Source organism: Paenibacillus ihbetae (assembly GCF_002741055.1).
Lineage (GTDB): Bacteria > Bacillota > Bacilli > Paenibacillales > Paenibacillaceae > Paenibacillus_AQ > Paenibacillus_AQ ihbetae.
Map to the genome: position 1 here is coordinate 4,756,059 of NZ_CP016809.1, position 14,153 is coordinate 4,770,211.

Below are 14,153 nucleotides of genomic sequence, written 5' to 3' on the forward strand. Positions count from 1 at the left end.
CTATCGCCCGTCTTTTACTTTATTGTCGATACTTATTATTCATTGGGGGTTAAGCTTCATGAGATCGAAATTCAAAAGGGTGGCGGCGTCATTGCTGTCGCTGACATTAGTTGCAACGCTCGCGGCATGCGGCGGAAATGATGGCTCGTCTGCAGCTCATTCAGATAACGATTCATCCGGGGCGAATAGTAATGACCTGAAGCCCATCACATTTACTTATTTTTCGGAGGACTCCAGCACCAACTGGAATAACATGAAGGACGAAGTCGGCAAGGTAATCACGGAAAAAACCGGCGTGACATTGGACGCGGAGTTTGCTGTCGGCGATCCGGTTCAAAAGATTTCGCTCATTGCGGCAACCGGCAATTACCCCGATTTGATCGCAGCCAAGGCTGATGTCGGTAAGCTTGTCGACGCCGGCGCGATCATCGATCTGACTGATTTGATCGACAAGCATGCACCGAACATCAAGAAAATGCTTGGAGACAAGCTTGTTCGGACGAAGTACAGTTTGGACGACCAAGCGATCTACGCGATCCCGACCTGGTCGGCCGTCGATGAGGTGAAAATTAAAGCCGACGGAGGGTTTGAGCTTCAGCACCGTGTCGTCAAGGAAGCCGGGTATCCGGAAATTCGCACAGTAAAGGACTTTGAAAAAGCGATACAGGATTATATTGCCAAGCATCCGACAGACGAAAACGGCAACAAAAATATTGGCCTGTCCTTGAACGCCGACGATTGGCATATGTACCAAGTGACTAACTTGGGGTTCAAGACGACCGGAGGACCGGATGACGGCGAATATTACATTGACCAGAAAACGCACCAAGCGACGTATCATTTCCGCCGTCCGGAAGAAAAGGAGTTCTTCCGCTGGTTGAATCATATGAACGCCATTGGACTGCTGGATCCGGAGAGCTTCGTGCAGAAGACCGATCAGTTTAAGGCGAAAGTGGCTTCGGGACGGGTTCTTGGTCTTGCCGCACCGGAATGGGAATATGGAGACGGGGAAAACGCGCTGAAGGCAGCGGGCAAATTCGACCAGACTTACGGTCATTATCCGGTCACGATGAGCAAGGAGTACAAGGACACGAGCTTCTGGTCTGCCGGTTTTGACGGAGGGTATGGAATCTCAATCTCCAGCACATGCAAGGATCCGGTACGAGCCATTAAGTTCCTCGACTTTTTGGCATCGGAGGAAGGACAAATCCTGAATAACTGGGGTATCGAAGGAAAGCATTACACGATTGAAAACGGGAAGCGGACGCTTATTCCGGAGGTGCAGGAGCGGGCGATCAATGATGCCGCGGCGTTCCAAAAAGAGTCCGGACTCGGACTATACTGGAACTTGATGGTCCATTACGGCGACGGCATCAAGGATTCTACCGGCAACTACTTTACGCGGAACTATCCGGAGCTGCTGACCGCGAATTATAATGAAGCGGAAAAGGAAACGCTGAAGGCCTATAAGGCCGAGCATTGGAAAGACCTGTTCCCTAAAGAAGACGAATTCCAACCGAGAGCATACGGAGCAGCATACACGATGTCGCTGCCAAACGATGATCCTGCTGTAATCCTGGCTGCCAAAATGAAGGATATAACATGGAAACGAATTCCCGAGGCCGTGATGTCCAAGCCGGAAGACTTCGACAAGATTTGGGATGCCTATATGGCAGAGCTGGAGAAGGCCGGAGTTAAAGAAATGGAAGAGGCGTATACCAAGCATATCAAAAATCGGGTCGCACTGTGGTCTACCCAATAATTAGAATAGCGGCTTGTCCGGTATTCGAGTAACGAGTAAGCAAACTCATTAGCCCTTTCGCTTCCCTGGAGGAAGTCGGAAGGGCTTTGCTTTATGCTTCGTCACATCTCCGATGCCTAAGCATGCTTGCTTTTTATGCGGTCCGGTTTTCGAACGGATATTCAGGGAGTCGATCACATTTCCTGTTCTTCTCCAAAATTACACTCCATATTGCCAAAACAATCCCGAGCAGTGTGACGACGGAGGCAACCCACGGTACGGCAGCAAGTCCCAACGTACTATCGATCACCAGTCCGCCTATGAATGCGCCGATTGCGTTGCCCAGATTGAAGGCCGATATATTGAGCGTCGAGGCCAGTTCTTGTGCGTCTCCGGCTTTGTTCAGCACTAACATGTTGAGAGCGGGAATAATGCTGTAAGCGGCCACTCCCCAGATGAAAACACTAATTACGGCAGCAGCTTTGCTATGGCTCGACCAAGTAAATACCGCCATAGATACGGCTAACAGTATTAATCCGCCAAACAAGGTCGGTACGAGCCGTTTATCGGCAAGGCTGCCTCCCGCGATGTTGCCAAGTAACGAGCCTGCTCCGAAAACAAGCAAAATGATTGTAACCGAATCACTAGAGAAGCCTGTTATTCGTTCTAGAATCGGAGTAATGTAGGTAAACCCGGCGAAGGTCCCGCCGGTTCCGAATATGGTGATGAGCAGAACCAGGAGGAAATCGGGACGGCTGACGATACGCAGCTGACCTTTTAATGAGCCCCCTTTCGATCGCGGTAATGGAGGAAGCTGTTTCATGATGCCCAGCAGGGCCGCAGCAGAAAGAAGCGATATGACCAGAAAAGGAAATCGCCAGCCCAAATGTTGACCAAGAAGGGTTCCGAGGGGAGCACCAAGGATGACGGATACGGTCAGTCCCGATCCGACCAGTGCGATACTTTTTCCTTCCTTGCCTGGCTGAGCCAAATTCTTTGCAGTGACAACGATCATGCCGAACAGGGTTCCGTGTGCTAAGGAGCTTATGACTCGCCCTGCCAGCAATAAACCATACGAGGGAGCAGCGGTGCAAACGATACTGCCTATAATAAAAACGAGCAGGAATACACTTAATACGGTTTTTCGCGGTAATCTTCCAGCTAACGCCGACAATACGGGTCCCCCTATGACGACGCCCAGAGCGTATCCTGTCACAAGCATGCCTGTGGTAGAAATCGAAACTTTGGTCTCGGTTGCAATAGGCAATAAGAGTCCCATGGGGAGAAGCTCGGCCGTGCCAATTGCAAATACCGTGAGGGTTAAGAGAATGAGTGCAGTCATTCTTCTTCGGTTGGAAAGATTACTGAAGTCTTGTGAGTCCGTCATGGTATATGCTCTCCTTTCAGCGTGCTGCAATCGGCATCTGGCTTTCGGTGATATAACATAACTCACTGCCCTCTTGCTTTGATAAATAACATTCTCTGCTCGGCATCTCAGAGCTTATTCGGTAATGATTTCTTTCAATCCAGGAACCAAGATCGATACTCACCGGTGTATCTCTGTCGGGGCGGCTGACGTGCTTGACCGACGCAACGGTCATTTCGGGGAGCACTTTCGTCTTGAATCGATCCGAGTCGGGGAGTGGAAGCTGAATAGGGCAGGCAATCTCCAGGTTGATATTATCTTCGCACTCCGCGCAACTGTGCCACAGGACCATATGCGAAGAGGGCAGCGGCACGTCGTTCCACTTGAAATATTCGTCAATTTCTTCAAATAAATAAGGGATATTCACCCTGCTCGTGGTTTCTCTGACCGAAATGACCATTAGCGGATCCACCTTTTTAACCAAAACCTCATCATGCGGCGATCCACCGCGTTCAATCTGCTCCAGCCTCGCTTCAATTCGCCTCAATCGCTCGATTTCCGACTGAATTAACGACTGCACCTCTGCTTTCTTCAGGCGAAACATCCCACGCATTTCATCGGGTGATACGTCATCATGAAGGAGCTGCCTAATCTGTTCGAGCGTAAATCCAATATCTTTAAACACGAGAATCCGATGTAAGACAAGCAATTGATCGCTTGTATAGTACCGGTAACCGCTTTGCGGGTCCGTGTATGCAGGTTTGAGCAGTTCAAGTTGATCATAGAAGCGCAGCGTTTTGGCAGGAACTTGACTCAATTTGGAAAACTCGCTGATCTTAAACATAATCATCTCCCTTTCTTGGATATGTCGGGGTTACCGTGGCCTTATTATAAACTTTCCATACAAGGGGAAAGTCAAGGCCTATAATGCAAAAATAACCTTGTTATTTAACAGAAAAGAGCGAGGAGACGTTTTACAATACATCTCCTCGCTCCAATTTCGATCTTAAATGCATAAGGCCGCCCTCATTGAGAACTTTTCCTGTTTTTGCGGCATACACATAGAAATCGTTTCTTTTTATTCGTTTTTTTACGGATCCGCTTTGCGCACTTTTTTCGAATGCCAGGCGGCCCTTGCGGACCTGGTGGTCCAGGTGGTCCGGGTGGTCCAGGTTCCCCTTGCGGCCCTCTAAGACCTAGCGGCCCTTCCAGTCCTGCAGCCCCTTGCAGATCAGGCCCTCCTCGTAACCCGGGCGGTCCCTCTACACCCGGCAGTCCTCTTAGCCCGGGCGGTCCTTGCAGCCCTTGCAGACCTGTTGCCCCTGGAGGACCTTCGGATCCAGGCGGTCCTGGTAGACCAGGCGGCCCCGGTGGTCCGGGTACAAGGTTTTCCCCTATTTTCACGATAAACGAATCAAATGCGCTTTGTGTCGCATCGAATGCACCCGGGGTCACCGGGAAATCAGCCGATTCCGTATGACCAGCAGCATAAACATTGCCGAATTCATCCATTGCGATTGCGAAACCACCGTCAGTACTGCTTCCTCCAAGATAAGAAGAATACAGTAAAGATGTACCCGTTAAACTTACCCGGGTAAAGAACGCGTCCTCAGCACCTCTTAAATGGGATTGAAAGGCGCCGGGAATTGTCGGGAAGTCGGCAGAAAACGTCGCGCCGATCACACTTGCGTTACCGAAAGCGTCTACCGCAATACCGCGCCCCGCATCGCTCGCGCTTCCCCCAAGATAGGTGGAATAGACGAGAGCGGAACCCGCTGGGCTCAGCTTGGTTACAAATCCATCTTCACCACCGCTGTTCGTTGTGCTAAAAGCGCCCGGAGTCACCGGGAAATCGGTTGAGGTTGCCATCCCGGTTACATAGGCATTTCCTGAGATATCTGCCGCGATGCCAAACCCTTCATCCGCTGCACTTCCACCGAGAAAAGTGGAGTACACGAGGCCGGTCCCGGCCGGATTCACTTTTGTGACAAAAACATCAAGAACACCATTAAAGGTGACATCGAAAGCACCGGGAGTCACCGGGAAATCGGGAGATTCGGTTGAACCTGTTACATAAGCATGACCTGAAGAATCGATGGCGATAGCCCTACCCTGACTGTTGGGCGTCATCATTCCACCAAGGAGACCGGAGTAAACGAGTGAAGAGCCGGCTGGATCCAGCTTCGTCACGAATACATTTATACCCTCATTGAATGTCGTGTTAAAAGAGCCCGGGGTTACCGGAAAATCGGTAGCATCTGTGAATCCCGTCACATATGCATTACCGAAAGCGTCGACTGTAATGCCGTGGCCCTCATCACGCAGGGAACCAAGTCCCCCCAAAAAGGTCGAGTAGATCAGAGCGGAACCGGATGAGTTCAACTTAGTCACAAAAACTTCCCGCATGCCCTTGAATGTTGGATCCAGGGCGGCGGGGGTCACCGGAAAATCGGCGGATTCCGTATATCCCGTTACATACGCGTTACCCGCAGCATCCACCGCAATAGCGAAGCCTTGATCTTCACCGCTTCCCCCGAGATAGGTGGCGTAGACAAGGTCGGTCCCGGCTGGATTCAGCTTTATCACAAAAGCGTCAAATCCACCTTGAGGGGCTGTTTGAAAAGCGCCCGGGGTCGTCGGAAAGTTAGGGATATCCGTATATCCTGTTACGAACGCATGGCCCGAATCATCGACGGCGATACCTTGAGCCTGAGTAAGAAGCAGATTACCGCCTCCTCCGCCGAGATAAGTGGAATAAAGCAGGATCGGATCAATCACTAAAGGCAGGTTCGGATTATACTCTTCCTTCATTTTAAATCCGACGATCTTATTCCCATCCGCTTCTCCGGAGAGTATAAAAGCACAGTCTAATATGTTTCTGCTTCCATCCACCACTTGATAAGCCACCGGTTTCTGATCTGTCAACGTACCCAATGGAGTAAAGATTTGCAAATTGCCGGCTTCATCGATCCGGATATCATCGGTACCTTCGCATACGAGCCGGATGTCCTCCACACGGCTGCCCGGCTGCATCACCACATCATATTTTAGCTTGCCTTCGATTCCTTGAAATACGACATCAATGCCGGACCATACGTTCCGGTAGGTAACTTCCCGATATAGCGGAAGATTCGTGTAATGCTTCTGGGAGTCGGTTCCGTGAATGAAGTGGACCTTTCCCGGCTCCGGCGAGGTGCCCTCCACGGTAATGGCGGAATGGGCATCCAAGAAACGCCATATCAAGTTGACGCCTTTTATTTGGCGCTCATGCTCTTGATCCGTCCGTTCCCGAATGCGCGAACCGGCGGCCCCGTTTGTGGCAAAAGGCAGGGAGAGCGGGTCTATAACATAAAAGGTCATCATCACGTGGTCCGGAGCGAAGGCGTATCGAAAGCCATTGCCTTGTACGTAGAACGAAAACCGGTCATCTTCTTGCCCGGAATTGGGAATAAACGCCAGAGGAAGCTTGCCGTATGCTCCCAACGGTTTCAACTTTTCCCCGTACTCCATGGCAATCCTCCTTTCGAATGATCGATATTAAATATCCTGTTCGAGGCCGGTTTCACCAATATCGTCTGTTAGGAAGGCTGGAAGGCTTCGTCATACCGGCATATGTTTATAAATACGTTAAGCTAGAGCGGATGGAATGTGCTAATATCCCTAGGTTACGGGGGAGGGCGGAAAAGAAACATGGAGAGGGGGGGAGAAAAGGAAGGAAAGCGTTAGGATAACAGACGGGGGTATTCTTCGGTCTGTTCGGGGGATTGCTCCATACCAAGAAAGTAACACTAAAGTTGATCTGCATCGTATCCACTTTGCTTCCATATGATAAATGTCAGTTATGGCGAAGAGACCCTAAAGCTTTTAGCTTAAAGGGTCTCTATTGGCTCGGATCGCTCTCGATGACTTTAGCGTTATTCTTCGGAAGAAGATATCTGTAATTTACAGAAAATCTACTTTTTCTCCCGTTCGAAAAGCTCGATCAATAGCTTCAATTGAGGAAATGTGTCCATGTAGGCATACGCGTAATCACCTTGGGCATTTTCCCCATGCTGCAAGACAGGTATTTGATTGCGCTGCAATATGCTGATTCTCTCCTTCATGCCCTCCACAATAAAAGCGATGTGATGAAAGCCTTCCCCGTTACGGTCCAGGCTTTCTCGCCATGTACTCGGATGATGGTCCGGCTCGATCAGCTCCAGCTGAAGCGAACCCATATCGAAGAAGGACAGCTTTGCACGAGCCCCCGTAGGAACACCTCTAAACTCCGTTTTTTCAATTGCGAATCGATCCGACCAGAACCAACCGGGATTATCAACGCCGAAGAATTCTGCGTAGGCCCGGCTCGTTGCTTCAATGTCATTGACAAGCAATCCGATTTGGGTGATGACGTTCGTTTCTAGCATGTTCTGATCCATATATCAAAACCGTTCGCGGACAACAACCTGATCGACAGGGAAACGGGTCGTTGGATAAGCCGGTTGTTCCGCATAGCCTAAAGTCAACATCAATACCGGAATATAACGGTCGGGAATGTTTAGTTCTTTCCTAAGAGCTTCTGCATCATATCCTCCCATCGGCCCTGAATCAATTCCATGGGCTTTTGCGGCTAGCATAAGCTGCATCGCTGCAAAAGAGGCATTCCGGATGGCATCATGTATCCCTGCATGCTCGGCGTTTTTGTAATGACTGTCTATATCGCCGACAATTGAATTTTTAACTTCCTCTGCCATGAAGCCTGCACGGACCGATTCTCCATATACATTCTCAGCATTCTCATTCGCTTTCGTGTCACCAAGTACGATGACTACCGCTGAAGCGTCAACAACTTGCTGTTGATGATATGCGATAGGCAATAAACGCTCTTTGTTCTCTTGATTCTGAATGGTGACGAATTTCCAATGCTGAAGATTCCATGCCGATGGAGCGGTGGCGGCCGCTTCTAGGATCTGATGCAGCGTACTTTGTGGAATACTGATCCCTTTTTGATATTTTCGCACGCTGCTGCGTTCTTTCATCACTTTAATGACGCTGGTTTCTACTACTGTCGCCATGACAAAACACCTCTTCCAATAGAATGATAAACGGTTCATAAGCTTCTTTTACATTGACTTACCAAATACCGGAGCAGCTCATATGTGCTTGCGCTAGTGAGATCAGCAACCTCCTTTCTCGATATGATGAAGACGCTGCGGCATCGCCTGCTTAGGCTTAGAACGACCAACGATTTCGTTGAAGTCAACACACAAAGCCGTTGTCATAAAGTGGAAGCTCAGCGCTATTGACCATATGGTAAGTTATAACTTTACTTATGTCAAGTAAAACTGACTAAGTTTTCATTTGAATTTGACTTTAGGGAAATTAAAACTTACCATTATGATGAATAGGCTTGTAGCGGAGGTGCTGAATAATGGGGGAGATACGTAACGCCGAACGTACCCGAAAGAGGATTCTTGAAGCAGCAAGACAAGAGTTTTTCGAGAAGGGATATACGGGTGCGAGGATCGAGGCCATCGCGGCAAACGCTGATGTAAAGAAGCAACTGATATATCATTATTTTAAAGGGAAAGAAGAATTGTTAGTGGCGGTTCTCGATCAAATGACAGTCGAATTGCCGGAATGGACGACCCAATTTCCGTCTGATCCTGTGAATACCGCGGAGCATCGTTTCCAAGTAAATTGTCGAACAAGAATGGATTTCTTAAGGTTCACGGTTTGGGAAGCACTTGAAGAACAGCCGCAGCAGAATTCGAGGAAAAAAAGAAGAGCGGAAGCCCTTCAATCGTACGTTGATGATATGAAATCGAAACAAGACACAGGTCTTGTGCCGGAGGATTTGGAACCGGAGCTGTTGACTTTGGCTATTAGCGCATTGACTACGTACCCCCTTATTTTCGGGGATGTTACGAAGATGGTGACTGGAAGCGAGCCTACTGACCCGCAATTTCAAGAAAAATGGTCGAAGTTCCTTACAAAAATCAGTACCCGGATTTTTTCGTAAAGAGGACTTTATGAGTGAGAGTGAAAAGGAGGCTCTCCTATTCGAAACATGTAAAACAACCGATCCATGATGGGATCGGTTGTTTGCATTTTCCAGCATGGCACGGGAGAACATATAATCGGGTCAGTTCCCCCGAATCTGGTGCCACATGGTCACCATATCGATCCAGCCGCGATGCTCGGTGATCTTGCCGTTCTCGACACGATATTGACGGTACAGCGTGACATCAATCGAGTTGCCCGTAGGCGCAGCTCCAAAGAACATGCCTTGGTGCGTGCCTCTTACCGTCATTCTGACGAGTACCTTATCCTCTTGACCAATGATTTCTTCCACGGTGTAGCGTTTATCCGGAAATGCCTCCAAGATCGTGGCAGCAAATCTTTTCAGACCTTCCTTGGATTCGTAAGCGAGCTCCTGATAGTCGTCGGACAGAAATCGATCCACGCAATTCAGTTCACTTCGATTCCAGAATGCCTCGATAAAGTCGCCAACCAATTCTACATTGCTCTGTTCTATCGTTTTCATTCCCAAACATCTCCTTTTCTTATTTAGATTGCCGTAACGAAGACAGTCGTTCGAACCTGCCGAAGTTAAGCCTTTATTTGAGGTAAAAGTGTTGCCGTATCAAACCAGCCGTGGTGTTCGATGATTTCTCCGTCGATTACCCGAAATTCGCGAAATTGAGTCGCCTTTACGGTTTTGCCTGTAGGAGGGTTTCCTGCAAAATGGCTAGCATGCACCGCTGTCATGAACATTCTTGCGATGACCTTCTCTCCTTGAACCAGGATTTCATCCACAGTGAAGCAACGATCCGTGAACGCCTCAATCATTTGGGGGATAAAGAATTGATCCGTATTCTCCAAAACATGCTGATTTGCAACGTCCTCGATAAACGCGGTTACCGTTTCTACATTCTTTTGTTCCATCGTGTTCATACAAACATCTCCTTTTTAGATTTAGATATGGTTTGAATTTATCCCAAAGAGGGACAAGGGGATACAATCGGCTAATGCTTGGAATCCCTTATCGTTCGGATGAAGATGATCGCCGAAATCATAGGCGGGCAGCAGTTGTTCGGGATGCTGCGGATCAGCCAGCCCCTCGTTAAAGTCTATGATGCCGTCAAATCCTTCGTTGGCGAGGATCCAGCGGTTCACTTCTTGCCGGATGATTTCTTTTTCATTTGTGTAATAAGGGGCATTCCCAAATGGCGGGAGCGTACCGGCAAAGATGCGAAGTCCCTTCTCATGCACTCTGGCTGCCGTTTCCTTCATTCCGGCAATGATCTCGTTGGCGCTTGCATTTCCGATCCCAATATCGTTAATGCCTGCGAGAAAAATAACATCCGTAACACCGTAATGAGAGAACACATCGCGTTCCAGGCGGGAAAGTATGCACTCTCCGCCAAGGGGCATTCCGGCATCCGGGCCGTTTGTCAAAATTTGATTCCCGACGATCCCTGCATTGAGAACAGAGACGGGAAGCGCAATTTGTTCCAGATCCAGCCGTTCTTGGAAAAAGTCCGGCCATCGTCGGTTCGTGCCTGGGGTAGAAGTGCTTCCTTCCGTAATGGAGTCTCCAAGAGCAACAATGACACGAAACGGATCACCATAGGTCAATACCTCTAGTCCGGATAGCCAATAATAAGAATGTATCTTATTCCGAAAATGTCCCGTGTCTCTGTCATCCGTTCGGTTTCCCTCAGCAACATAGGTGATGCTAGGAGGGGAAAAATGCCAAGTTGAGGTCCTAGTCGATGCCGGAATATAGATGCTGATTGCAACATCGGTATTTTCATGAAGCTGAAGATCGATAGGATCGGTATAAATTTCTTCTCCGGCAGGAATGGTGATGGTTGTATGGCCATGTAAGGTCACATGCCGACAGGTACCGGGAACGATAAGACCATCCTCTTCGGATAAAGCTGCGGCAACTTTACCGAAGTGCACAGGCTCGGAACCGTAGAGATTGGAAAACCTTAACCGAAGCTTGGAACCGAATGCATGCGGATGCACAATCATTCGTAAGGTTTGATCCTCGAACCGTTCTTCCGCAACCGTTCGATCCTCATACGTTTGACTCGCGATCCAGGAGCCGATCCAATGGCCTTCAGCATGCTGCTGTTCATTCATTGCAGATTAACCTCCTTTACAACATGTTACTGTTAGGTAACGTATTTTCGAAAAAAATTAGTTTGCTGCTGCCGCTGTCGCGACTATTGCGGTAAGCTGTTTGGTCAGCTTTAAGAATCGGTCGACCGAGCTGATAACCCTGTCTCTCAAGCCATCATCCAGTGGAGCACCGTCTGATCCGAATGTATTGGATCCATACCCGATGGAGATCCACTCGGGACAATTAATCCCGTGCAAATTTCGCACAACCGCTTGCAGATGCGTAAGCGAGCTGACTCCGAGCGGGCCGCCAGCCGAGCTTACGGCAAGCACCGGTTTGCCTGATACTTGATTAACGTTTACATAATCTAAAGCGTTCTTGAGTGCGCCCGATATGGAGCCGTGGTATTCCGGGGTGGCGAGGATCAAACCGTCCCCATCTGCGACGGCCTTCAGCATATGCTGTACGTTCGGATGAAAATCCCAGTTGTCCGGTGAAAAAAGTGGCAGCTGCAGCTCCGACAAATCGATAAATGCGACCGAAACATGTTGAGCCTCCATTAGGCTTTCTATGTAACGGAGAAGGAGCGTGCTTGTTGCGTTATGACGGTTGCTTCCCGCGATCATGGTTACTTTCATGTTGAACATCACCTTTCTAAAATGGTCGACTTCGGGTCAGGGGATTTGCATGCCGCCGGCTGACAAACAAATCCGTTTGTGATAATATGTGACTATAAAGTCACTTGTTATGCTTTCATCATACGTGACTAAATGGTAACGTGTCAAGTGGATTCAAGCTATTTTTTTTCATAACGTCAGAAGGAGGTGTGCAATTGGAAAATAACATATTCAAAGCGCTTGCGGATCCCAGCCGCCGTAAGCTGTTGGATCTGCTTCAAGCATCGGACGGACAGACGCTGAACGATCTTTGCATTCCGCTCGATATGTCCAGGTTCGGTGTCATGAAGCATCTTAATATTCTAGAAGAAGCAGGACTCATTACCACAAGAAAAGTAGGGCGGGAAAAGCTGCATTATTTGAATGCGGTCCCCATACGTCAAATCTACGAACGATGGGTCAGCAAGTTCACCGAACCTTGGGCAATCGGATTGTCATCTCTTCAAAATGAATTGGAGCGTGAATTAATTTTGGAAAACAAACCACAGCATATCCACCGGATAGCGATTAAGGCAAAGCCTGAGCAGGTGTGGCAAGCTCTTACGGACCCTGTCAAAACATCGAAATTTTGGTTCAATTGCGCCATTCGATCTACGTGGGAAGTTGAATCTTCATTTGAGTTATGGAACGGCGAAGAGAAGAAAGCGGAAGGGGTCATCCTGGAGATAGACCCTCCTCATAAGCTCGTGATGAGCTGGCGTTTTATTTCATTTCCCGGTACGGAGAACGACTCCGCATCGCAAATTACTTGGGAGATCGGTGCACATGCGGAGTATCAGGACGTAACCCTTGTCACCGTTGTGCATGATCAATTCGAACAAGCGGTAAGCACTGCAAAAATTCTGGAGAACGGATTGCCTGTTGTGCTTTCAGGCTTGAAAACTTTGCTTGAAACCGGGGAGATGCTCGTTCAAGAGAATCATGCCGGTTCTGCCGAAGATCGATAAAATCGGGGTCCCAGCCTCCTAGCTGATAACCCTAGGGACCTGTCTCTAGAGCGATGCTGCAAAGGGACTTCAATCGCAGGTTGTATATTATGAAAGACCCGCTGGACTCGAGAATTTTCGAAGGTTTGGCGGGTTTTTTGCTATGCCGTAAAACGAACTGGTAATTTCAATTGCAGCATGTTATATTTTGGATAATTCTGCATGGTACAGTGGAGGGAACACAGAATGAGAAACAAGAAGCTGGTATTCATGTCGGTCTCACTCTTCTTCCTGTTGACCTTGTTAGCGGCATGCAATTCTTCCGAAAAGCCGGTTGCGGAGCCGGAAGTCCAAAGCAACGAGCAAATGAAACCGGCAGAAAACGAGGAGGAGCCGCAGGAGCCGGCAGATAACGTCGACCTTGATCCAAGGATCGCGGCCGGAAGAGAACTCATAACCAAGTACATCGTAGATTACTATAAATTCACGACTCCTGAAGCATTTCAGGAAGGTTACTTGAATGTTCTGTTCGATATTTCCATGCAGAGCCATCCGAGATACAACGCCTTGAAGGATTATCATCCGGATGACGTGAAGGAGCACAGCAAGGCCGAGATCGATACCATCGAAAGAGAATCCGTTGAACCCAAGGAGGAAGGCGGCTTCATTTACAAAGCGACGGTTACGGATAAAGTATTCTTTAAAGAGGTTCCCAAGGACGACGAGCAGCCTTTCTTTTACGAAAAGAATGACTATGAGCTTTATATTAACCAGGATGGCAAGGGAGAGTATAAAATCTTTGATATTACATCGAAGCAAAGAATCTATTTCCCTGATATGTAAAAACGGAGGTGACGAAATGGACCGGAATGTTGACCCCCTAAATGCAGCAGCTGCCCCTGAACCTGAAGAAGATCAGAATCAAGAAAACCAGCGGCGCCAAATGTCGACCAGCAGCTCGCTTCTGGAATCAGCCATCGACAGGTTTGCCCGAGAAGGCGGATTTGACGATTTACCCTTGAAGGGAAAACCCATCAAGATCGAAGACGGGGATGTTCTGACAGGGATCATGAAGAACGCGAATTACCAGCCTGCTTGGATTGAGCTGAGAAAAGAAATCGCTGCCGACATCAAGCGGCTTTTGGACCGTTTAGACCCTGATATGATTTCGGAGTCAGAGTATGAGGCCATTAATCAAAAAATTATTAAGTACAACCGGACGGTTCCGAATGCACAGCTGCAAAAAGGGCTGCTGTCGGCTGTCAATTTGCATGCAGCCTTGGATAAATGGGAGTAACACGGCGAAGAGACCTGGAGCTACGAGCTCAAG

Annotated in this window: 14 protein-coding genes; 5 read left to right on the plus strand and 9 right to left on the minus strand. The window is 48.7% G+C overall.

What is annotated here, in order from left to right; genetic code table 11:
- Positions 1 to 58: 58 nt before the first annotated feature.
- Positions 59 to 1,762, plus strand: a complete 1,704-nt coding sequence (locus tag BBD41_RS21380; RefSeq protein ID WP_099478664.1) for an ABC transporter substrate-binding protein — start codon at positions 59 to 61, stop codon at positions 1,760 to 1,762.
- Between the two features lie 133 nt (positions 1,763 to 1,895).
- On the opposite strand, the gene BBD41_RS21385 is transcribed toward BBD41_RS21380, so the two are convergent.
- From BBD41_RS21385 to BBD41_RS21405, 5 genes are all read right to left on the minus strand, one after another.
- Complete coding sequence (locus BBD41_RS21385) at positions 1,896 to 3,128, minus strand: MFS transporter (protein ID WP_077567721.1); 1,233 nt, start codon at positions 3,126 to 3,128, stop codon at positions 1,896 to 1,898.
- Between the two features lie 16 nt (positions 3,129 to 3,144).
- A complete protein-coding gene (locus BBD41_RS21390; protein WP_162292791.1) occupies positions 3,145 to 3,951 on the minus strand; it encodes a MerR family transcriptional regulator in 807 nt (268 codons plus the stop codon).
- 182 nt (positions 3,952 to 4,133) lie between these two features.
- Complete coding sequence (locus BBD41_RS21395; protein ID WP_099478666.1) at positions 4,134 to 6,617, minus strand: DUF7948 domain-containing protein; 2,484 nt, start codon at positions 6,615 to 6,617, stop codon at positions 4,134 to 4,136.
- Between the two features lie 443 nt (positions 6,618 to 7,060).
- Positions 7,061 to 7,525: a VOC family protein gene (locus BBD41_RS21400; RefSeq protein ID WP_099478667.1), complete on the minus strand. Its 465-nt coding sequence runs from the start codon at positions 7,523 to 7,525 to the stop codon at positions 7,061 to 7,063.
- A 3-nt stretch (positions 7,526 to 7,528) separates the two neighbouring features.
- Positions 7,529 to 8,161, minus strand: coding sequence for a nitroreductase family protein (locus BBD41_RS21405; protein WP_099478668.1), 633 nt, complete (start codon positions 8,159 to 8,161; stop codon positions 7,529 to 7,531).
- Between the two features lie 356 nt (positions 8,162 to 8,517).
- Between BBD41_RS21405 and BBD41_RS21410 the strand changes: the two genes are divergently transcribed.
- Positions 8,518 to 9,108 (plus strand): TetR/AcrR family transcriptional regulator, encoded by a 591-nt coding sequence (locus BBD41_RS21410; RefSeq protein ID WP_077567716.1) that lies wholly within the window; start codon positions 8,518 to 8,520, stop codon positions 9,106 to 9,108.
- Positions 9,109 to 9,231: 123 nt separating this feature from the next.
- Here BBD41_RS21410 and BBD41_RS21415 read toward each other — a convergent pair whose 3' ends face one another.
- From BBD41_RS21415 to BBD41_RS21430, 4 genes are all read right to left on the minus strand, one after another.
- On the minus strand, positions 9,232 to 9,633 hold the full coding sequence (locus BBD41_RS21415) for an ester cyclase (protein ID WP_077567715.1): 402 nt from the start codon (positions 9,631 to 9,633) through the stop codon (positions 9,232 to 9,234).
- Positions 9,634 to 9,698: 65 nt separating this feature from the next.
- The gene (locus BBD41_RS21420) at positions 9,699 to 10,043 is read right to left on the minus strand and encodes an ester cyclase (protein ID WP_099478669.1); all 345 of its coding nucleotides are present in this window, start codon (positions 10,041 to 10,043) and stop codon (positions 9,699 to 9,701) included.
- 21 nt (positions 10,044 to 10,064) lie between these two features.
- Positions 10,065 to 11,240, minus strand: coding sequence for an SGNH/GDSL hydrolase family protein (locus BBD41_RS21425; protein ID WP_099478670.1), 1,176 nt, complete (start codon positions 11,238 to 11,240; stop codon positions 10,065 to 10,067).
- Positions 11,241 to 11,297: 57 nt separating this feature from the next.
- On the minus strand, positions 11,298 to 11,858 hold the full coding sequence (locus tag BBD41_RS21430; protein WP_206098256.1) for an NADPH-dependent FMN reductase: 561 nt from the start codon (positions 11,856 to 11,858) through the stop codon (positions 11,298 to 11,300).
- A 194-nt stretch (positions 11,859 to 12,052) separates the two neighbouring features.
- Here BBD41_RS21430 and BBD41_RS21435 point away from each other — a divergent pair, with 194 nt between their 5' ends.
- From BBD41_RS21435 to BBD41_RS21445, 3 genes are all read left to right on the plus strand, one after another.
- Complete coding sequence (locus BBD41_RS21435; RefSeq protein ID WP_077567712.1) at positions 12,053 to 12,844, plus strand: ArsR/SmtB family transcription factor; 792 nt, start codon at positions 12,053 to 12,055, stop codon at positions 12,842 to 12,844.
- Positions 12,845 to 13,069: 225 nt separating this feature from the next.
- Entirely contained in the window at positions 13,070 to 13,666 is a 597-nt protein-coding gene (locus tag BBD41_RS21440) for a hypothetical protein (RefSeq protein WP_077567711.1), read from the plus strand.
- Between the two features lie 16 nt (positions 13,667 to 13,682).
- The gene (locus tag BBD41_RS21445; RefSeq protein ID WP_077567710.1) at positions 13,683 to 14,120 is read left to right on the plus strand and encodes a DnaJ family domain-containing protein; all 438 of its coding nucleotides are present in this window, start codon (positions 13,683 to 13,685) and stop codon (positions 14,118 to 14,120) included.
- Positions 14,121 to 14,153 lie beyond the last annotated feature (33 nt).

Coding starts and splice junctions, on each gene's coding strand:
- BBD41_RS21420 (WP_099478669.1), bottom strand. CDS start 10,043: ATGAACACGATGGAACAAAAGAATGTAGAAACGGTAACCGCGTTTATC.
- BBD41_RS21385 (WP_077567721.1), bottom strand. CDS start 3,128: ATGACGGACTCACAAGACTTCAGTAATCTTTCCAACCGAAGAAGAATG.
- BBD41_RS21425 (WP_099478670.1), bottom strand. CDS start 11,240: ATGAATGAACAGCAGCATGCTGAAGGCCATTGGATCGGCTCCTGGATC.
- BBD41_RS21390 (WP_162292791.1), bottom strand. CDS start 3,951: ATGTTTAAGATCAGCGAGTTTTCCAAATTGAGTCAAGTTCCTGCCAAA.
- BBD41_RS21430 (WP_206098256.1), bottom strand. CDS start 11,858: ATGAAAGTAACCATGATCGCGGGAAGCAACCGTCATAACGCAACAAGC.
- BBD41_RS21380 (WP_099478664.1), top strand. CDS start 59: ATGAGATCGAAATTCAAAAGGGTGGCGGCGTCATTGCTGTCGCTGACA.
- BBD41_RS21395 (WP_099478666.1), bottom strand. CDS start 6,617: ATGGAGTACGGGGAAAAGTTGAAACCGTTGGGAGCATACGGCAAGCTT.
- BBD41_RS21415 (WP_077567715.1), bottom strand. CDS start 9,633: ATGAAAACGATAGAACAGAGCAATGTAGAATTGGTTGGCGACTTTATC.
- BBD41_RS21405 (WP_099478668.1), bottom strand. CDS start 8,161: ATGGCGACAGTAGTAGAAACCAGCGTCATTAAAGTGATGAAAGAACGC.
- BBD41_RS21400 (WP_099478667.1), bottom strand. CDS start 7,525: ATGGATCAGAACATGCTAGAAACGAACGTCATCACCCAAATCGGATTG.
- BBD41_RS21440 (WP_077567711.1), top strand. CDS start 13,070: ATGAGAAACAAGAAGCTGGTATTCATGTCGGTCTCACTCTTCTTCCTG.
- BBD41_RS21410 (WP_077567716.1), top strand. CDS start 8,518: ATGGGGGAGATACGTAACGCCGAACGTACCCGAAAGAGGATTCTTGAA.
- BBD41_RS21445 (WP_077567710.1), top strand. CDS start 13,683: ATGGACCGGAATGTTGACCCCCTAAATGCAGCAGCTGCCCCTGAACCT.